The organism is Myxococcus sp. AB056, from assembly GCF_006547365.1.
Taxonomy (GTDB): domain Bacteria; phylum Myxococcota; class Myxococcia; order Myxococcales; family Myxococcaceae; genus Myxococcus; species Myxococcus virescens.
The window spans coordinates 1-14594 of sequence record NZ_VHLB01000040.1; the positions used below are offsets into that span (position 1 = coordinate 1).

General features: G+C 69.1%; 18 protein-coding genes and 2 tRNA genes. 7 read left to right on the forward strand and 13 right to left on the reverse strand.

Annotated features, from left to right (window positions below; translation table 11 throughout):
* Positions 1 to 276: hypothetical protein (locus FMP39_RS37465; protein ID WP_228558102.1), on the forward strand; the 276-nt coding region annotated here is incomplete at its 5' end.
* Between the two features lie 28 nt (positions 277 to 304).
* Here FMP39_RS37465 and FMP39_RS18650 read toward each other — a convergent pair.
* Together FMP39_RS18650 and FMP39_RS18655 are read right to left on the reverse strand one after the other, a co-directional pair.
* On the reverse strand, positions 305 to 1111 hold the full coding sequence (locus FMP39_RS18650; protein ID WP_141591698.1) for an SDR family NAD(P)-dependent oxidoreductase: 807 nt from the start codon (positions 1109 to 1111) through the stop codon (positions 305 to 307).
* 424 nt (positions 1112 to 1535) lie between these two features.
* Complete coding sequence (locus FMP39_RS18655) at positions 1536 to 1721, reverse strand: hypothetical protein (RefSeq protein ID WP_141591699.1); 186 nt, start codon at positions 1719 to 1721, stop codon at positions 1536 to 1538.
* Positions 1722 to 1848: 127 nt separating this feature from the next.
* Between FMP39_RS18655 and FMP39_RS18660 the strand changes: the two genes are divergently transcribed.
* Positions 1849 to 2664 (forward strand): HEAT repeat domain-containing protein, encoded by an 816-nt coding sequence (locus FMP39_RS18660; RefSeq protein ID WP_141591700.1) that lies wholly within the window; start codon positions 1849 to 1851, stop codon positions 2662 to 2664.
* 42 nt (positions 2665 to 2706) lie between these two features.
* On the opposite strand, the gene FMP39_RS38010 is transcribed toward FMP39_RS18660, so the two are convergent.
* From FMP39_RS38010 to FMP39_RS37470, 5 genes are all read right to left on the reverse strand, one after another.
* Complete coding sequence (locus FMP39_RS38010; RefSeq protein WP_228558103.1) at positions 2707 to 2928, reverse strand: hypothetical protein; 222 nt, start codon at positions 2926 to 2928, stop codon at positions 2707 to 2709.
* A gap of 69 nt (positions 2929 to 2997) precedes the next feature.
* On the reverse strand, positions 2998 to 3495 hold the full coding sequence (locus FMP39_RS38015) for a hypothetical protein (RefSeq protein ID WP_228558104.1): 498 nt from the start codon (positions 3493 to 3495) through the stop codon (positions 2998 to 3000).
* A gap of 260 nt (positions 3496 to 3755) precedes the next feature.
* A tRNA-Leu gene (locus FMP39_RS18670) sits at positions 3756 to 3829 on the reverse strand.
* A 37-nt stretch (positions 3830 to 3866) separates the two neighbouring features.
* Positions 3867 to 3938 (reverse strand) — tRNA-Gly (locus tag FMP39_RS18675).
* 96 nt (positions 3939 to 4034) lie between these two features.
* The gene (locus tag FMP39_RS37470) at positions 4035 to 4181 is read right to left on the reverse strand and encodes a hypothetical protein (RefSeq protein ID WP_011550518.1); all 147 of its coding nucleotides are present in this window, start codon (positions 4179 to 4181) and stop codon (positions 4035 to 4037) included.
* Between the two features lie 259 nt (positions 4182 to 4440).
* Between FMP39_RS37470 and FMP39_RS18680 the strand changes: the two genes are divergently transcribed.
* From FMP39_RS18680 to FMP39_RS18690, 3 genes are all read left to right on the forward strand, one after another.
* Positions 4441 to 5700: a hypothetical protein gene (locus tag FMP39_RS18680; RefSeq protein ID WP_228558105.1), complete on the forward strand. Its 1260-nt coding sequence runs from the start codon at positions 4441 to 4443 to the stop codon at positions 5698 to 5700.
* Positions 5701 to 5841: 141 nt separating this feature from the next.
* A complete protein-coding gene (gene mgtE, locus FMP39_RS18685; RefSeq protein WP_140786811.1) occupies positions 5842 to 7167 on the forward strand; it encodes a magnesium transporter in 1326 nt (441 codons plus the stop codon).
* A 44-nt stretch (positions 7168 to 7211) separates the two neighbouring features.
* Entirely contained in the window at positions 7212 to 8126 is a 915-nt protein-coding gene (locus FMP39_RS18690) for a hypothetical protein (RefSeq protein ID WP_141591702.1), read from the forward strand.
* Positions 8127 to 8146: 20 nt separating this feature from the next.
* Here the strand turns inward: FMP39_RS18690 and FMP39_RS18695 are convergent, their stop codons facing one another.
* Positions 8147 to 9052 carry a tetratricopeptide repeat protein gene (locus FMP39_RS18695; RefSeq protein ID WP_011550514.1) on the reverse strand — a complete coding sequence of 302 codons (906 nt, stop codon included), beginning with the start codon at positions 9050 to 9052 and terminating at the stop codon, positions 8147 to 8149.
* A complete protein-coding gene (locus FMP39_RS18700; protein WP_228558106.1) occupies positions 9052 to 9306 on the reverse strand; it encodes a hypothetical protein in 255 nt (84 codons plus the stop codon). Before FMP39_RS18700 ends, FMP39_RS18695 begins: the two co-directional genes overlap by 1 nt.
* A gap of 221 nt (positions 9307 to 9527) precedes the next feature.
* Between FMP39_RS18700 and FMP39_RS18705 the strand changes: the two genes are divergently transcribed.
* Together FMP39_RS18705 and FMP39_RS18710 are read left to right on the forward strand one after the other, a co-directional pair.
* Positions 9528 to 10355 carry an SDR family NAD(P)-dependent oxidoreductase gene (locus FMP39_RS18705; protein WP_141591703.1) on the forward strand — a complete coding sequence of 276 codons (828 nt, stop codon included), beginning with the start codon at positions 9528 to 9530 and terminating at the stop codon, positions 10353 to 10355.
* Between the two features lie 37 nt (positions 10356 to 10392).
* Complete coding sequence (locus tag FMP39_RS18710) at positions 10393 to 10689, forward strand: LytTR family DNA-binding domain-containing protein (RefSeq protein WP_228558107.1); 297 nt, start codon at positions 10393 to 10395, stop codon at positions 10687 to 10689.
* Positions 10690 to 10695: 6 nt separating this feature from the next.
* Here FMP39_RS18710 and FMP39_RS18715 read toward each other — a convergent pair whose 3' ends face one another.
* The 4 genes from FMP39_RS18715 to lspA form a co-directional block, all read right to left on the reverse strand.
* Positions 10696 to 11082: a hypothetical protein gene (locus FMP39_RS18715; RefSeq protein WP_090486774.1), complete on the reverse strand. Its 387-nt coding sequence runs from the start codon at positions 11080 to 11082 to the stop codon at positions 10696 to 10698.
* A gap of 229 nt (positions 11083 to 11311) precedes the next feature.
* Positions 11312 to 12529, reverse strand: coding sequence for an MXAN_5187 C-terminal domain-containing protein (locus FMP39_RS18720; RefSeq protein WP_141591704.1), 1218 nt, complete (start codon positions 12527 to 12529; stop codon positions 11312 to 11314).
* Between the two features lie 41 nt (positions 12530 to 12570).
* A complete protein-coding gene (locus tag FMP39_RS18725; RefSeq protein WP_141591705.1) occupies positions 12571 to 13875 on the reverse strand; it encodes a prolipoprotein diacylglyceryl transferase in 1305 nt (434 codons plus the stop codon).
* Between the two features lie 88 nt (positions 13876 to 13963).
* Entirely contained in the window at positions 13964 to 14572 is a 609-nt protein-coding gene (lspA, locus tag FMP39_RS18730; RefSeq protein WP_141591706.1) for a signal peptidase II, read from the reverse strand.
* Positions 14573 to 14594 lie beyond the last annotated feature (22 nt).

The following is a 14594-nucleotide window of genomic DNA, read 5'->3' on the forward strand; positions in this document are numbered from 1 at the left end:
GGGTTCCTCAGGGGGCACAAGAACTCCGCGACGGACATGGTGGGGCTGGTCGGCATCCCTTATTCTCGCGTGCAGAACCGGGGTGTGCGGACCGACGCCACGGGCTACCCGGACCTCTATCCGTCGCTCCATCCCTTCACCGCGCCGTGGTTCCAGGTGGGCGCCGTCGCGAACCAGGTGTGCCAGCACCACGGGTTCGCGACGGGCGTCGCCTCCGGGGCCTACACGACCAGCACCGTTGGCGTCCTGAGCCTGACCTTCGACTGCTTCTCGTGATGTAGCCGCGCGACTCGGAGCCGCGCCGCTACTTCGCGGCGCGGCTCAGCATGTCCCAGTAGCTGTGCAGGCCACGGATGTGGTTTCCACCATCGACGGAGAGGGTCTCCCCGGTGATCCACGCCGCGTCCTCTCCGCACAGGAAGGAGACCACGCCCGCGACATCCGACGGCATTCCACACGGCTTGCCCAGCGGCGTGCGAGCCAGGAACTCATGACCCATGACCTCGATGAGTCCGACACTCTCCGCCAGCGGTGTCTGGATGGCTCCAGGGGCCACCACATTCACCCGGATTCCATGCCGCCCGAGCTCCGACGCGGCGACCTTCGAGAGGTTCGCCAGTCCCGCCTTCGACGCGCAGTAGTGCGACAACCCATCCGTCACCGCGAGCTGGTTCAGGGAGGAGATGTTGACCACCACGCCGGGCTTCTTGGCCTGCACGAGCGCCCGCGCGAAGGCCTTCATGAACAGGAAGGGCCCCTTCAGGTTGATGGCCATCACCTGGTCGAAGTCCTCGTCCGGCAGGTCGAGCAGCGGCGCCAGCGTGGCGGTCCCCGCGTTGTTCACCAGAATCCCTGGCAGGCCCAGCTCGCGCGTGGCGACCTCGAGACTCCGGGCAACATCCTCCGACCGGCGGACGTCACCCGTGAAAGGCACGGCGCGCGCATTCCCGTCGAACATGCGGTTGAGGTCCCTGGCGGTCTCCTCCACCTTCGCCTGAGTCCGGCCAAAGACAAGCACGTTGGCCCCATCCCGCATCAGTCGCTCGGCGATTCCCCGCCCGATGCCCTGTGCAGCTCCCGTCACGATGGCACTGTTTGATATGAGCTTCACGCCGCCTCCTGGCTGCTGGTGAGTCACGCGGGATGATGGCAGCCCGGAGCTCTTCGTCCATTTCAGGGGAATCGTCCTTGGCTGCCGTAGCAGACACCCGTGTCGCCGTCGTCAGGGAACGCCGCTCACGGCCACGCACGAGACTTTTCCACGAAGAGGGCCACTCTTGTTGCCCCCGTTTCCCGCCAGGGAGTCTGCAATCACCCTCCCAGCGGGGCCCCCCGCGGCTGGGCTTGCCCACGGCATGTGCGAGGTTGGCCCCGGCACGAGGCCCCCCAGGCCGCGTGGGGTTGAGGCTCAAGAGGCGCCAAGAGGTCCTGGCCCCTGCTACGCACCTGAGGGGAGCGCGCTCTGGGCAGGCCTGCACCCCAAGGGGGCTCAAGCGGCCCGTCCACCGGACGGGAGCATCACTCGGGCGGCCCCGTCAGCGGCCCTCCTCGGCCCCTCTGCCCCCCTCAACAGCGCCCCCATCCCTCTTATGCGTCACGCAGAAGAGCGCGGTGCTCGCACCGATGCCCACCGCCAGCATCAGCACGCACTCCAGCGTGAAGCCGGGGCTGCGGCCCAGCGGGCGCAGGCTCTGACGCAGTCCACCCAGAACGGTATCCATCGCGACGTCTCACGGAGCCGGTCAGCGGCCTCCAAGGGCGCCTACGTCCAGTCCGACGAACGATTGCGTGGCCCCGGCTTTTTGCCGCACGCTGGCGGTCGGCACCCGTGGAAGACGGAGGGGCACCATGGAGCAGCTCGAAGAGCAAAGCACCGAAGCGCTCATCCAGATGGCACTGAAGGGAGACGAGGATGATGAGCGAGCCTGGGACGCAATCGGGACGCTGCATCGCCGGGGGACGCGCGAGGTGTTGGACGCGGCCATCCAACTTACTGGCGCTCCCTCCGCGAAGGCGAGGGGACGCGGCGCCGACATTCTTGGTCAGCTCGGAGGAGAGGAGCGCACCTTCCCGGCGGAGTGTTGCGAAGCGCTAGTGGACCTGCTTCGGCGGGAACCGGAACCCGCCGTCCTCCTTTCGGCTGGCGTTGCGCTGGGGCACCTGAGGGATGCGCGTGCCCTTTCCGACCTCATCAAGCTGGCGGGCCATCCCTCGGACGAGGCACGGTATGGCGCGGCACATGGACTGGCTGTCTTGCATGCGCCGGAAGCCGTTGAGGCGCTCTTCCGGCTTTCGGCCGACGAGGACCGTGATGTCCGGGACTGGGCGACCTTTGGCCTGGGCACGATGATGGAGGACGTCGACACTCCCGCGCTGCGGGATGCGCTGGCTGCGCGACTCGGCGAAGAAGACACCGAGATTTTCGGGGAGGCCCTGGTGGGCCTTGCAGACCGGAAGGACCCACGCGCTATCGAGCCCGTGCGCGCGGCGCTGCGTGGCGAGTGGGTGACGGTGTATGTGCTCGAATCAGCCGCGTCCCTGGGCGACCCGAGCTTCTACCCACTGCTCCTCGCCATTCGGGATAGACAGGGGCCCGCTGATGACTACTTCCAGCACGTTCTGGATGACGTCATCTCCCAGTTCGAGCAGAGAGAACAGGCCTGAGGCGCACCCCTTTCAAGGTGTTGTAAGTAGCCGTTTTTGTATTCAGACATGTCCTGCAGCCAGGACTCGTGTGATGGAGACATGGCGCGAGGCAACGCCGTGAGCGACGTAGCCCGTCTTGGTCTTCTTCTTGGGTTCTCGGGGGTGCTTGCGCAGGCGCTTGGGTTGGGCATTGGCCGCGATGCGAATGAGGCTTTGGGCGAGGGCTGCGGGCGACGCGGTCTCATATTCAACCCATGCCTGTTCAGGGACGGCGATAAGCATGCCCTCGTACGCGGCACGCGCTTCGATGGCGACGAAGTATGCGGACAGCTCGATGCCCTCCTCTTTGGCTTATGGATGAGCCGCCTCCACCGCCGTCTGCAGCACGGATAGGACATTGTAGGCGACGACCGCGGCACCGAAGGCGAACAGGGCTGCCTTTGACTGGCCGAGCGTCCTCAACTCGCTCTGAATGACAGACGCAAGCGACGCCTGCCGGCTTTGCATGGGCGAGACGACCGGGGCAAGCCGCTCGGCGCTCTGCTGCACCAATGCCCGGACCACTCGCCCTTCCACGCGGTTGACTTTGTCGTAGACGGCCGTCGTCGAGACCGAGAGGTTGCTGGCCTTGGCCGCCGCATGCAGCGAGGGACGCAGCCCCATTGCCACAAGGCACATCATCTCCACCACCGATGAGAACATCAGCTCGCGCGTGTACTGCCGCTCCCGGTGCTCCTCGAACAAGGAGTCCACCCACTCCGGGCTGACCGCACGCTGAACCGCCAGCCGTGCCATCACGCTGACGGGACTCTTCTCGATGAACCGCTCCAGGACTGCCCCCATTGCCATGGCACCTCTCCGAGAAACCTTCCTCCCGGTCCGAGCCACGGCAAGGTCGACCCATTCCGCTCCGTGCCTGAACGGCTTGCTCTCATGCACGCCGCGCCGTCAGGCGGGCCTGTATCTTTGGGATCTTGAAAGGGGCGGCAACTCGACAGGCCCGTGCCTCGGTTCCATCCGACGCCGGAGGGGCACATTGGGGGCACATGACGCTGACGGAATGAGAGAAGGCCCAGCAACCCGTTGAGATTGCTGGGCCTGAAGGTGTGTGCCGCGGGCGGGATTCGAACCCGCAACCTCTGCATTCTGAGTGCAGCGCCTCTACCAGTTGGGCTACCGCGGCGTTCTTCGATGACGGCAACCCGGATGGGCTGCCGGAAAGCGGTCGACGGGATTCGAACCCGTGTTCACGTGGATGGCGACCAGGGGCCTGACCACTCGGCCACGACCGCATGTGCTGCCACGACCCGGAAAAGAAAGAGGCCGGGTTCCCTCGGGGAGCCCGGCCTCTGGCCTGCCATGCCACGTCGATGGACGGGCGAAAGGCGTCAGAGTCCGGGCCATCTACCGCCGATGGGTAGGCCGGGCAGCACGGGAGCGGGCAGCAGGGCGACGGGCGCGAGCACGCCGATGCCGATGACAGTGTCGTTCAAGGTGTCGGGATTCATCGGGCTCGTCAGGTTCGTCGTCTGCATGTCACCGCTCCTTTCTGTGAAAAATGACGCGCTGGAAGCGCGGGGCCTGACACAGCGCCACGCCTGTCACCGGCCCGGCCCGCGGATGGGGTAAGAAGGCCCTGGAGCCTGCGCCGCCTCCCCCAGGCCGAGGTCACCCGGGCGGCGCCCCCCCTCGATGAAGACCGTTCCCTGCCTGCTCGCATGGTCCGCGATGTTGCTCCTGTCCGGGTGTGCGGACCCCGGCGATGACTGCGGCCTCGTCCCGCCGCCAGGAGGCATGGGACAGACCCCGCCCCTGCTGTCGCTGGAGGTCCCCGCGGAGCTCCAAGTCCAGCCGAGCCTGAACTCCACCTGTGAGGGCCCCGACACCTCCCAGGTCCCCGACAGCATCACGGCGGAGGTGTTCGACCCGAACAACCACGCCGTGGCCTCGGAGGCGTCCCTCACCGGCAATGGACAGGCGGCCACCGTCCGCTTCACCCCGACGACCACCGGACGCCACCACGTCCGCGTCGCCTTCGCCCCGGTGGGCAGCCTCCAGCAGTTCGGCGCCTACGTGTCACGCGCGTGGACCGGAGGAGCGCCGACAGTGCTCCCGCTGCCCCGCTGCACGCAACTGGACCGCACCACGCATGGCACCTGGCTGTGTGACGGTGTGGCGGTGCACGCGGCGAACGGAACCCAGACGCCACTCGGCGGCGTCTCCGGCATGCCCGACGTGGCCGTCGCGGGAGACGTCGTCTGGGTCGTGGGCGAGGACCGAGTGCGCCGCTTCGTCGACACCGGCTCGGAACTCGAGCTCACCGGCTCGCTCCTGCTCAACCAGCGCGACACCGTGAAGGTCATCCAGAACCGGCTCGCCACCGCGGATGAGCTGTGGGTGCTCGACTCGGAGCGCCTGCACCGCTTCGCCTTCACCTCAGAAGGCGTCGTCATCGGTGCCACCCCCACGCCGTGGGTGCGGGCCAACCAGTTGCCCTTCGGCGTCGACATGGTGCTGGGCCTGCTCGTGCGTCTGGGCCCCGACACGGTCAGCGTCATCCAGGTGACGCACGAACCCGGCAGCCGCGCGTGCACGTTCCGGTTGGGCCCGAACGGGGCCTTCGTCGCCTCGGAGGCGCCGTGTCAGCGCCTGCCGGGCGTGCCAGCGGGCATCGAGGAGGGCGCGGTGTGGACCCGCGTAGACACCCTGCTCCTGCCGCAGCCAGGACAGACGCTGTACCGGTGGGCCGCGGTGGATGGCGCGCTGACCGAACGAGGCACCCTGGTCGTGGACGCGCCGCTCGAGCTGGTGAGCGCGCCCCTCCGCCCCGGCTTCGCCATCCCCTTCCTCCAGTGGCGGCAGTCCCGCGTCGGCTCCGCGGTGCCCGTGCCGCCCGAGTCACAGGGCCCGCTGGGACTGGAGCTGCTGCCGGGCAACGCGGACCTGTCTCCCGGACTGCGAACCATCTCTCCGCGCTTCTACTGGGAGGCCGGCGGCGGGCAGGGCCTCGGTGGCACGCGGGTGTACGAACGGCGTGCGTCTTCGTTGAAATAACGAGACGGTTGGGGCACACACGGAAGGAAAGCGCGAAATGTCGCCTGCCTGCCTCTCGCGATACCTGGCCTTCCGGGTGTAGAGAGGCCCGCGCGCCGCGGCACCACGCGCTCCACCCTACACGCCCGGAGGTGAGCCCCCATGATGGAAAGCCCCCAGAGCGCCGCGCTCTCCATGGAGGAACTGCACGAGGCGTGGCCCGTGCTCTCCATCGATGAGCGGCTGGAGGGCTTCCGGTTGCTTCCCGCTTCGGTGGCGGACGACTTCTTCCTGGCGTTGTCAGCGCGTGAGCAGGCGGAGCTCATCCTCCACCTTCAGCCGGCCGAGCGACGGACCTGGGTCCGGCTGCTGCCCCCGGACGACCTGGCCGACCTGGTACAGGCGGTGGAGCCCGAACAGGCGGAGTCCATCCTCTCGCAGCTCGACGACGCCAGCCGCCGCGAAGTCAACGTGCTCCTGGCCTACGCGGAGGACGACGCCGGCGGTCTGATGAACCCGCGCTTCGCCCGCGTGCGGCCGGACATGTCCATCGACGAGGCCATCAGCTACCTGCGCAAGCAGGCGCGGGAGCGGGTGGAGACCGTCTACTACGCCTATGTGCTCGACGCCGAACAGCACCTGCTGGGCGTGCTGTCCCTGCGTCAGCTCTTCCAGACGGCCAGCGACAAGCGCGTGGCGGACGTCATGCAGCGCGACGTCATCACCGTGTCGGAAGACACCGACCAGGAGGCCGTGAGCCGGCTCTTCACGGAGCACGGCTTCATGGCCCTGCCCGTGCTCGACGTCCAGCAGCGGATGAAGGGCATCGTCACGGTGGACGACATCGTCGACGTCGTCCAGGAAGAGGCCACCGAGGACATCCAGAAGGCCGGCGGTATGGAGGCCCTGGAGGCGCCCTACTTCGAGACCGGCTTCTTCGGCATGTTGAAGAAGCGCATCGGCTGGCTGCTGGTGCTCTTCCTGGGGCAGATGCTCACCGCCACCGCGATGAGCAGCTTCGAGGACGAAATCGCCACCGCGGTGGTGCTGAGCCTCTTCGTGCCGCTCATCATCTCCTCGGGCGGCAACTCCGGCAGTCAGGCCTCCACGCTCATCATCCGCTCGCTCGCACTGGGCGAGATGCGGCTGAGGGACTGGTGGCGCGTGGCTCGCCGCGAGCTGCTCTCCGGACTGGTGCTGGGCGTGGTGCTGGGTGTGGTGGGCCTGGCGCGCATCCTCATCTGGAACTCCATCTCCGGCGTCTACGGGGAGCACGCCTTGGTGTTGGGCATCACCGTCGCCCTGTCCGTGCTGGGCGTGGTGACGTTCGGTACCCTGGCCGGCTCCATGCTGCCCTTGGTGCTGCGAAAGTTCGGCTTCGACCCCGCGAGCGCCTCCGCTCCCTTCGTGGCCACACTGGTGGACGTTAGCGGCGTCCTCATCTACTTCACCGTCGCCAGCCTCCTGCTGCGCGGTACGCTGCTCTGAAGCGCCGGGGCCCGTGAGGCCGCGGCTTCGCGGGAGACACGGCCATGCTTCACCTGACCCCACGGCGCACCCTCGACCTGGAGGCGCCCGTCGCGCCAGGACGTCCGTCTCACGTCACCGCCTCGAGCGGACTGGTCCGCTCGGGCGACTGGCTCTACACCGTCGCGGATGAGCCGCTGCACCTGGCCGCGTTCTCCCTGTCGAAGGCAAGTCCCGGTCATGGCGTGGTGCTCGTCGCGAACCACCAGCCCGACGCGTCTGTCTCCCTCAAGTCGTCGCAGCCCGACCTGGAGGTGCCCTGCCTGCTGGCGCCCCTGGGCAGCGCGCCCCACGGTTCGCTGCTGATGCTGCCGTCGGGCGTCTCCGCAGGCAGGCAGCGCGGCGCGCTGGTCGCCCTGGGCGCGGACGGCACCCTGGCGGGAGATGCCCGGACCGTGGACGTCACGGCGCTGTACACCCAGCTCAGCCGGGAGTTCGGACCGCTCCGCATCGCCGGGGCGGCGATGTCGGGGGGACTGATGCGGCTGCTCCAGCGCGGCAGCGGCGAGCCCGGCACCGACGCCCTCGTGGACCTGGACGCGGAGCGGGTGTTGCGCGGACTGGAAGCCGGCGCGCTGGGCCCGGACGTGGTGCGCATGACGCGCCGCTGGGAGCTGGGACAGGCCGGAGGCATGCGGCTGTCCTTCACGGCGGCGTCGCCGCTTCCTGGCGGGCGGATGGTCTTCACCGCGACTGCGGGGAGCACCGGCCCGACGGCAACCGTGGGCGGCTCCGTCGTGGGCGTGCTGGCGCCGGATGGCTCGCCGCAGTTCCTCGACGCGCTGGAGGGCCTCGTGACGGTGACGGGCGTGGATGCCCGGGTGGAACAGGGGCGCGTGCGGCTGCTCCTGGCGGCCCTCTCCGAAGATGGGGCGGGCCCCGCGAACCTGCTGGAAACGACGCTGGACGTCCCGGCGTAGGGCGGCGTGTCCGCCCCGCGTCAGTCGTGCTCGTGCGCGGCTTCCTCGGGGCGGCCACCGACAGCTTCCAGCGACGTACGCGCCGGGCGGACGCGGTCGAAGGCCACCTCGCGCTGCCCCACGCCCGCGGCCGTGGTGTTGGCGATGCGCCGACGCGCCCTCGCGATGTAGTCCTGCACCAGCGCGGGGTCGGGGTGTGTCTTCAGCGCATCCACCCACGTCTCGATGGCCTTCTCGTTCTCTCCGGCGTCGGCGCGCAGCTTGCCCATCTCGAAGAGGGCGTGCGGCGCCAGCTCGGAGTCCGGGAAGCGCGTGCGCAGGTCCGCGAAGGTGCGGGAGGCCTCCTGGCGGCGTCCCTCCATCATCGCGATGGCCTGGGCTTGGAGGTACAGGGCGTCATCCACGTAGGCGCTCGTGGGGAAGCGCTCCATGACTCGGCGGGTCTCCAGCTCGCACTGCTGATAGTCGCCCAGCTCGAAGTAGAGCTTGGTGACCAGGTAGTGCAGCTCCGCGCCCTGCGGTGGATTGAGCTTGAGGGCCGCGGTGAGCTGGTCGATGGCGCCGCGCAGGTCGCGGTAATGCACGCGCAGCAGGTCCGCCAGGATGATGCGGGACTCGAGCGCCTCCGGCGACTCGGGGCACTGCTGGATGAGCTCGCGGTAGACGCCCACCGCCTCCTTCACCTTGCGCTGCTCCAGCCAGTAGACATCCGCGGCCCCCTTGAGGGCGCGCGCGCGGAGCACCAGCGCCTCCGGTGAGGAGTCGTGGCGAAGCGCATCGAAGGCCTTGCGGTACTCGACGAGCGCCTCGTCGGGCCGCTTCTCGAAGGTGGCATCACGGGCCCGCTGGAGATGGTCCACGGGCTTGTCCCGGCACGCCGTGGCGGCCAGGGACAGCACGGCGAGCGCGAGCCGCAAGGACTTCATCAGTCGCAGGCCTCCGGCGTCACGGTGACGCACTTCGTGTCCTGACAGCGGACGCAGACTTCCACTGGCGAGACGTCGGTGACGCAGACGTTGACGCGCGAGGTGCGCGGGCAGTCCTCGGACGTGACGCAGCGGTAGGGCTCCCCGCCATCACGCGTGATGTCGCTGGCCGTCGAGCCACAGACTTCCAAGTCGTTGCATCCGAAGAGGCCCACCGCGATGGCGGCGAACGCTCCGCACAAGGCGCGTCTCACGGCGGCGGTTGTACCCGGATTCGCCCGCGTCGTCACTGACGCCCCGCTCGCTTGCCTGGTGCCAGGAGCCGCGTTCGCGATTTTGGGACAGGGATGTCGGGTGTGTCATGGAGCACCCGGTGTCAGCGCCGTTCTGGGCGCTCGCGTCAAGGCGCCGCCGGGGTGATGGCGGCGAAGGCCGCGACAGGGACATGCTGAGCGCCATCGCGCCAACGACACGCATGAGCCTTCCATCCCATCCAAGAGCCGTCATCACCGGCGCAGGCACCGGCCTGGGCCGCGCGCTCTGCGAGGAGCTCGCACGCAGGCGGGCCCGCGTGCTCGTCACCGACATCAACGCCGCCTCCGCCGAGGAGACCGCGCTGCGCGTCACCCGCGCGGGAGGCGAAGCCCACGTCCATGTCTGCGATGTCACCGAGCCGGCCCAGGTCGAAGCCATGGCCGACGCCGCGGAGCGGCTCCTGGGCGGCGTGGACCTATTGGTCAACAACGCGGGCGTCGTCAGCGCGGGCCCAGTAGGCGAGCTGTCGCTCTCCGAATGGAAGCGCGTGCTGGACATCAACCTGTGGGGCGTCATCCACGGCTGCCATGTCTTCGTCCCCCGGATGCGCAGGCAGGGGTCCGGCCACATCCTCAACATCGCCTCGGCGGCGGGGCTCGTGTACGTGCCCGACCTGGCGGCCTACAACGTGTCCAAGGCGGGCGTGGTCGCGCTCTCCGAGACACTCCACGCCGAGCTGAGGGCCACCGGCATCGGCGTCACCGTGGCGTGCCCCAGCTTCTTCCGCACCCAGATTGCCAGTTCGGGCGCCTACGCCAACGACACGCTGCGCGCCCTCGCCGTCGGGATGATGGATGCGGCACGCCTGGGCCCGGAGGTCGTCGCGCGCAGGCTCCTGAAGGCCGTGGACGCGCGAAGCCTCTACACCGTCCCCATGGCGGACGCGCGCTGGGGCTGGCGCCTGCGTCGCATGTCCCCCAGCCTCTTCCTCCGCGCCGTCGCCGCGATGGACCGCTTCGCTCGCGAGTGGCTTCTGCGACGACGCTGAGCCCCTTCAAGGCGCTGGCCGACAGAAGCCGCGCTCGATGAGGCTCGGCGGCAGCATCCCGTTCTCGCCCGGCTTGCAGAGGGGCTGCATCTCGCCACGCCCTTTCGTCGCTGTTCGTCCTGTCGCGGCTCCTGCGCTCGCTGAGCTATCTGGAGGAGCGGCTGACTCAGCTCGCTTCTTCCGCGCCAGCCGCCAGCACCTCATCAACCTGGACTTCATCGAGTCCCTGGAGCCTGGGCCCAGCGGCACGCGGGTGGCGCGCCTGCGCGGTGGCCGCGAGGTGGAGATGACCTGCCGCCAGTCGCAGCGCTTCCGCGAAAGGCTCAGCGCCTGAGCGCCGTCAGTTGTTGCCGCGCGGCGCCTTGCCGGAGGTGAGCACCGCCTTGTCCACCGAGGCGACACCACTGCCGCGCCGCTTGAGCTGACGCGCGCGGTCCTCCTGCTTCTTGTAGTGCTTCATCATCGCGACCATGTGCGGGTCGGACGTCTCGCAGTGCAGCTGCGTCACCTGCTGGTGGCGGCGGCCAAGCTCCTGCCACGTCTGGAGCATGGCCTGGTTGCCCAGGAGCCGCTCCTCGACGGAGTCGAGCACCGCGTCCATCGCCTCGCCCTCGGCCTCCAGCGCCGCGAGACGCTCCTGAGCCTCCTGAGAGGGCGACATGCACCCCGTGCCCAGAGAGAGCCCCATCACCATGGAAAGCCCGAGCCACCTCCGCCGAATCCCCACGTCGCCTCCCGCAGTGTCTCGCGCCGCCCACCGGCCGCTTACGCGAAACGCAAGCTAGGGAGGCACCCCCGGGGCGACAACCCGCTCCAGCAGCAGAGGCAGTCGTTCTTTCAGCAGGCGACGATTCCCGACACTGGTGGCGCGGGGGGCAGGTCGGCAGCGGAAGGGGGTGCGCACACACCTGCGTCCAGCCAACGACGTGCGGCCCCCGCACACTGTCCAGTGACGTCTACTTCGGCACGGCCTTGAGCGACGCCTTGCCGTCCTTGATGACGACCTTGAACTCCACCGCCTTCGCGTTGTGCTGCTTGAGCAGCTCCGGCACCTGCTTGCGCAACGTGGCCGCCACCGACTCGTAGGACAGCTTCGACGTGTCCTCCTGGCAACGGCGCTTCGCGGTGACGTACGCGTCGTAGACGGCACGCAGCTTGTCATCCGCCAACCCGCCTCCACCGCTCGCCGAGGGAGGCCGGAACGCGGCAGAGGAAGGCGGCGTCGAAGCAGGCCGCGACGGCGGAGGGATGCTGCCGGCCGCGCCCGTGCCGGGCGCCCTCGACGGGGGAGCCATGCTCCCGGCGCCGGTTGCCACGGGCCGCGACGGAGGCGGCGTGCTGCTCGCGCCGACGGCAGAAGTCCTCGACGGAGGCGGTGTGCTGGCCACGGCGCCTGGTGCCTTCGCCGCCATGCCCGGCGGCGCCACCGACGTGCCGTGCGCAGGCGTGCCTCCCACCGCGGACGTCACGGTGGGTTGACCGCGCGGCGGTGTCCCCGCCACGGGCGCCACGGAGGGAATCCCTGTCAGCGGCGCAACGGAGGGGGTGCCTCGCAGCGGCGTGCTTCCCACCGCAGGCATGACGGGCGCGATGGCGGGCGTCAGCGGCGCGACCGCGGGCGGGCCCTTCGACGGCGCTCCACCCGTGGCCTGGAGAAAGCTGGCGGCTACCTGCGGCTCGTTGACGGGACGGGGGCGGATCAACTCCTCCACCTCCTCGAAGTCCATGTCGGAGATGTCCTCCGGCAACTCGACTACGCCCTTCTGGCCCGCCGCGCCCGTCGAGCTGGTCTTCCGGCCCTCCGCGCGGCGGCGCGCCTTGAAGACATCCCGGCGATAGGTGCCCGCTTCGATTTCCTGGAGCGTGCGCGCCCACAGCCGTTCGTACGTGAGGAACTTGTTGTACAGGCCGGCGACGCGGAACTTGGCGGAGGTGCTGCGGATGAACGCGCCCTTCAGCTTGTTCATCCGCTTCTTGAGGTCTTCGTGAGCGCGCGACGGCGCCTGACGCTCGTTGCCCAGGAAGTACTGTTCGTAGAGGTTGCGGAGGACGGCGACCTCCGCCTCCAGGGCTTCGCACTCCTGGAGGACGGCCTCGCTGGAGCCGGGGTCGGCCGGGGTGGACCTGCCAGCGAAGCTCTTGGAAGCGGACTGTCGGGCGTCGGGGGGCGGCATGACTCCTCAGAGTGTCCCCAAGAGGCCCGCGCGATTCAACCTCACGCAGCCGAGGGGGTAGGCCCCAGGCTTGCCGCCTCGCTCTCCCGGCGGCGGCCTTTCTGGGCGAGCAGCACCGCGCCAAAGGTGAACATACACAGGGAGATGAACTGGCTGGTGGAGACATTGTACCACGCCTCCAGCGGCACCGCCGCCGCCAGCTCCCCCGCCCCCAGCGACTGGAGCAGACCGTGCAGGGTGCCGCGCTCCACGTCCCCACGGAACAGCTCCACCGTGCTCCGCAGCACCGCGTAGGCCATCAGCCAGAACGCCAGGACGTGGCCATGGAAGCGGCGGTAGCGCCGGGCGTACAGCAGCCCCACGAAGAGCACCAGCTGCCCGACGGACTCGAAGAGCTGGGTGGGGTACACCCCCAGGGTGTGGCCCTGCTGCGCCACCCAATCTGAGATGCGCACCGCGCCAGGCGCGGCGTGGTGGAAGATTTCACCCGTGGCCTCCACGACGTACCGCGTGTCCTGGAGCTGGGACGAATACGCCAGGCTGGACGTGTTGCCCGTCCCGCCCAGGAGGTCCTGCGCCACCCCGCTGCCGGGGAAGTGCACGGCAGAGGCGGCATGCGCGGGCGCCACGTCCCCCCAGCAGCACCCCGCGCTGAAGCACCCCAAGCGTCCCAGGCACTGGCCCAGCGACACGGTGGGGATGCACACGTCGGCGAGGCGCCAGAAGTCCAGGCCATGCATCCGCGCGAACACGAACGCGGCCACGGACGCGCCAATCAGGCCGCCGTAGAAGACGAGCCCTCCGCCCAGGGAGAACACCTGCGTCCAGTCACGGGCGTAGTCCTGCCAGTTCACGAGCACGAAGAGCAGCCGGCTCCCGCCGATACCGCCGAGCAGAATCCAGACCGTCATGTCCATGATTTGCTCGCGCTTCTTCGGCCCCTCCACGTCCACCCACGCCCCGTCCTTCAGCTCCAGCGTGCGCCATTCGTCCTGCGCCAGCCGGCCCGCCACCGTCACCGCGGTGATGAAGCCCAGGGCCAGCAGCAGGCCGTAGGTGTGCACGGGGATGCCCTCGCCCTTGGCGCCCGGAAAGGCCCCGGGCGGCAGCGAGTACTGCAGGGCGAACCAGGCCAGCACCGCGCCCACGACGCCATACCCCGCGGCCCGCAGCAGCCGGTCTTGTGAGGACACCGGCGCGCGCGTGCCCGTCCGGGCATCCAGCTCACCCTCGGCGCTGCGCCAGCCGTTGAAGACGACGTAGCCCACCGTGCCCGCGGCCATCGCGTACAGCAGGAGCTGCGACCAGAGCGAAGTGAAGGTGAGGTGGACGAGGACGGGGAGCATGGCAACGAAGGCTACCCTCGTTGCGCGGGCGGGACGACACGCATGCGCGCATCAGGGCCCGCCCGGCTGCTCGGCCCGATTCGGCGGCCTAGGCCTGGGTGGGGGCCTGGGCCGGCTTCTCCTTGCGGACGAAGGAGTCGACGATGAGCATGCCCACGCCAATGCAGATGGCGGCGTCGGCGACGTTGAAGGACGGGAAGGTCGCCTTGTCGAACCAGTGGACCTCCAGGAAGTCGATGACGAAGGCCCGGGCGATGCGGTCGATGTAATTGCCCAGCGCGCCGCCCAGCACCAGCGGCAGCCCCCAGAGCGCCCACTTCTCTTCCGGGTCCGTGCCGGTCAGCTTGCGGAAGCTGAAGGTGATGAGGATGAGCGCGCCAATGATGGCCACGTGGAAGAGCGGCACCCGCGCCTCCGGCGGCATGCTCCGGAACATGCCCCACGCGGCGCCCGGGTTCTCCAGGTAGCGGATGCGGAAGAACGACTCCGAAATCTCGATGTGCCGCCGGGGCTGGTAGTGCATCCCCGTGAAGCCCTTGGGGGGCGGCTCGGAGTACATCGCGGCCAGGCGCTCGCCCAGGCGCTCCTTGCCTTCCATCTGGGTGGTCAGCTCGCGGACGACGAGGTACTTCGTCCACTGGTCGAGCACGATGACGCCAAGGGTGACGGCGAGGAGGATGATGTATTTGCGCGGCACGGGCCGGGACTTACACCAGCCG

Bases quoted from the DNA above. Each gene is read 5' to 3' on its own strand.
- FMP39_RS18655 (WP_141591699.1), bottom strand. From the start codon at position 1,721: ATGGATACCGTTCTGGGTGGACTGCGTCAGAGCCTGCGCCCGCTGGGC.
- FMP39_RS38015 (WP_228558104.1), bottom strand. From the start codon at position 3,495: ATGGCAATGGGGGCAGTCCTGGAGCGGTTCATCGAGAAGAGTCCCGTC.
- FMP39_RS38010 (WP_228558103.1), bottom strand. From the start codon at position 2,928: ATGCTTATCGCCGTCCCTGAACAGGCATGGGTTGAATATGAGACCGCG.
- FMP39_RS18680 (WP_228558105.1), top strand. From the start codon at position 4,441: ATGGGACAGACCCCGCCCCTGCTGTCGCTGGAGGTCCCCGCGGAGCTC.
- mgtE (WP_140786811.1), top strand. From the start codon at position 5,842: ATGATGGAAAGCCCCCAGAGCGCCGCGCTCTCCATGGAGGAACTGCAC.
- FMP39_RS18710 (WP_228558107.1), top strand. From the start codon at position 10,393: ATGAGGCTCGGCGGCAGCATCCCGTTCTCGCCCGGCTTGCAGAGGGGC.
- FMP39_RS18695 (WP_011550514.1), bottom strand. From the start codon at position 9,052: ATGAAGTCCTTGCGGCTCGCGCTCGCCGTGCTGTCCCTGGCCGCCACG.
- FMP39_RS37470 (WP_011550518.1), bottom strand. From the start codon at position 4,181: ATGCAGACGACGAACCTGACGAGCCCGATGAATCCCGACACCTTGAAC.
- FMP39_RS18725 (WP_141591705.1), bottom strand. From the start codon at position 13,875: ATGCTCCCCGTCCTCGTCCACCTCACCTTCACTTCGCTCTGGTCGCAG.
- FMP39_RS18660 (WP_141591700.1), top strand. From the start codon at position 1,849: ATGGAGCAGCTCGAAGAGCAAAGCACCGAAGCGCTCATCCAGATGGCA.
- FMP39_RS18705 (WP_141591703.1), top strand. From the start codon at position 9,528: ATGAGCCTTCCATCCCATCCAAGAGCCGTCATCACCGGCGCAGGCACC.
- FMP39_RS18720 (WP_141591704.1), bottom strand. From the start codon at position 12,529: ATGCCGCCCCCCGACGCCCGACAGTCCGCTTCCAAGAGCTTCGCTGGC.
- FMP39_RS18690 (WP_141591702.1), top strand. From the start codon at position 7,212: ATGCTTCACCTGACCCCACGGCGCACCCTCGACCTGGAGGCGCCCGTC.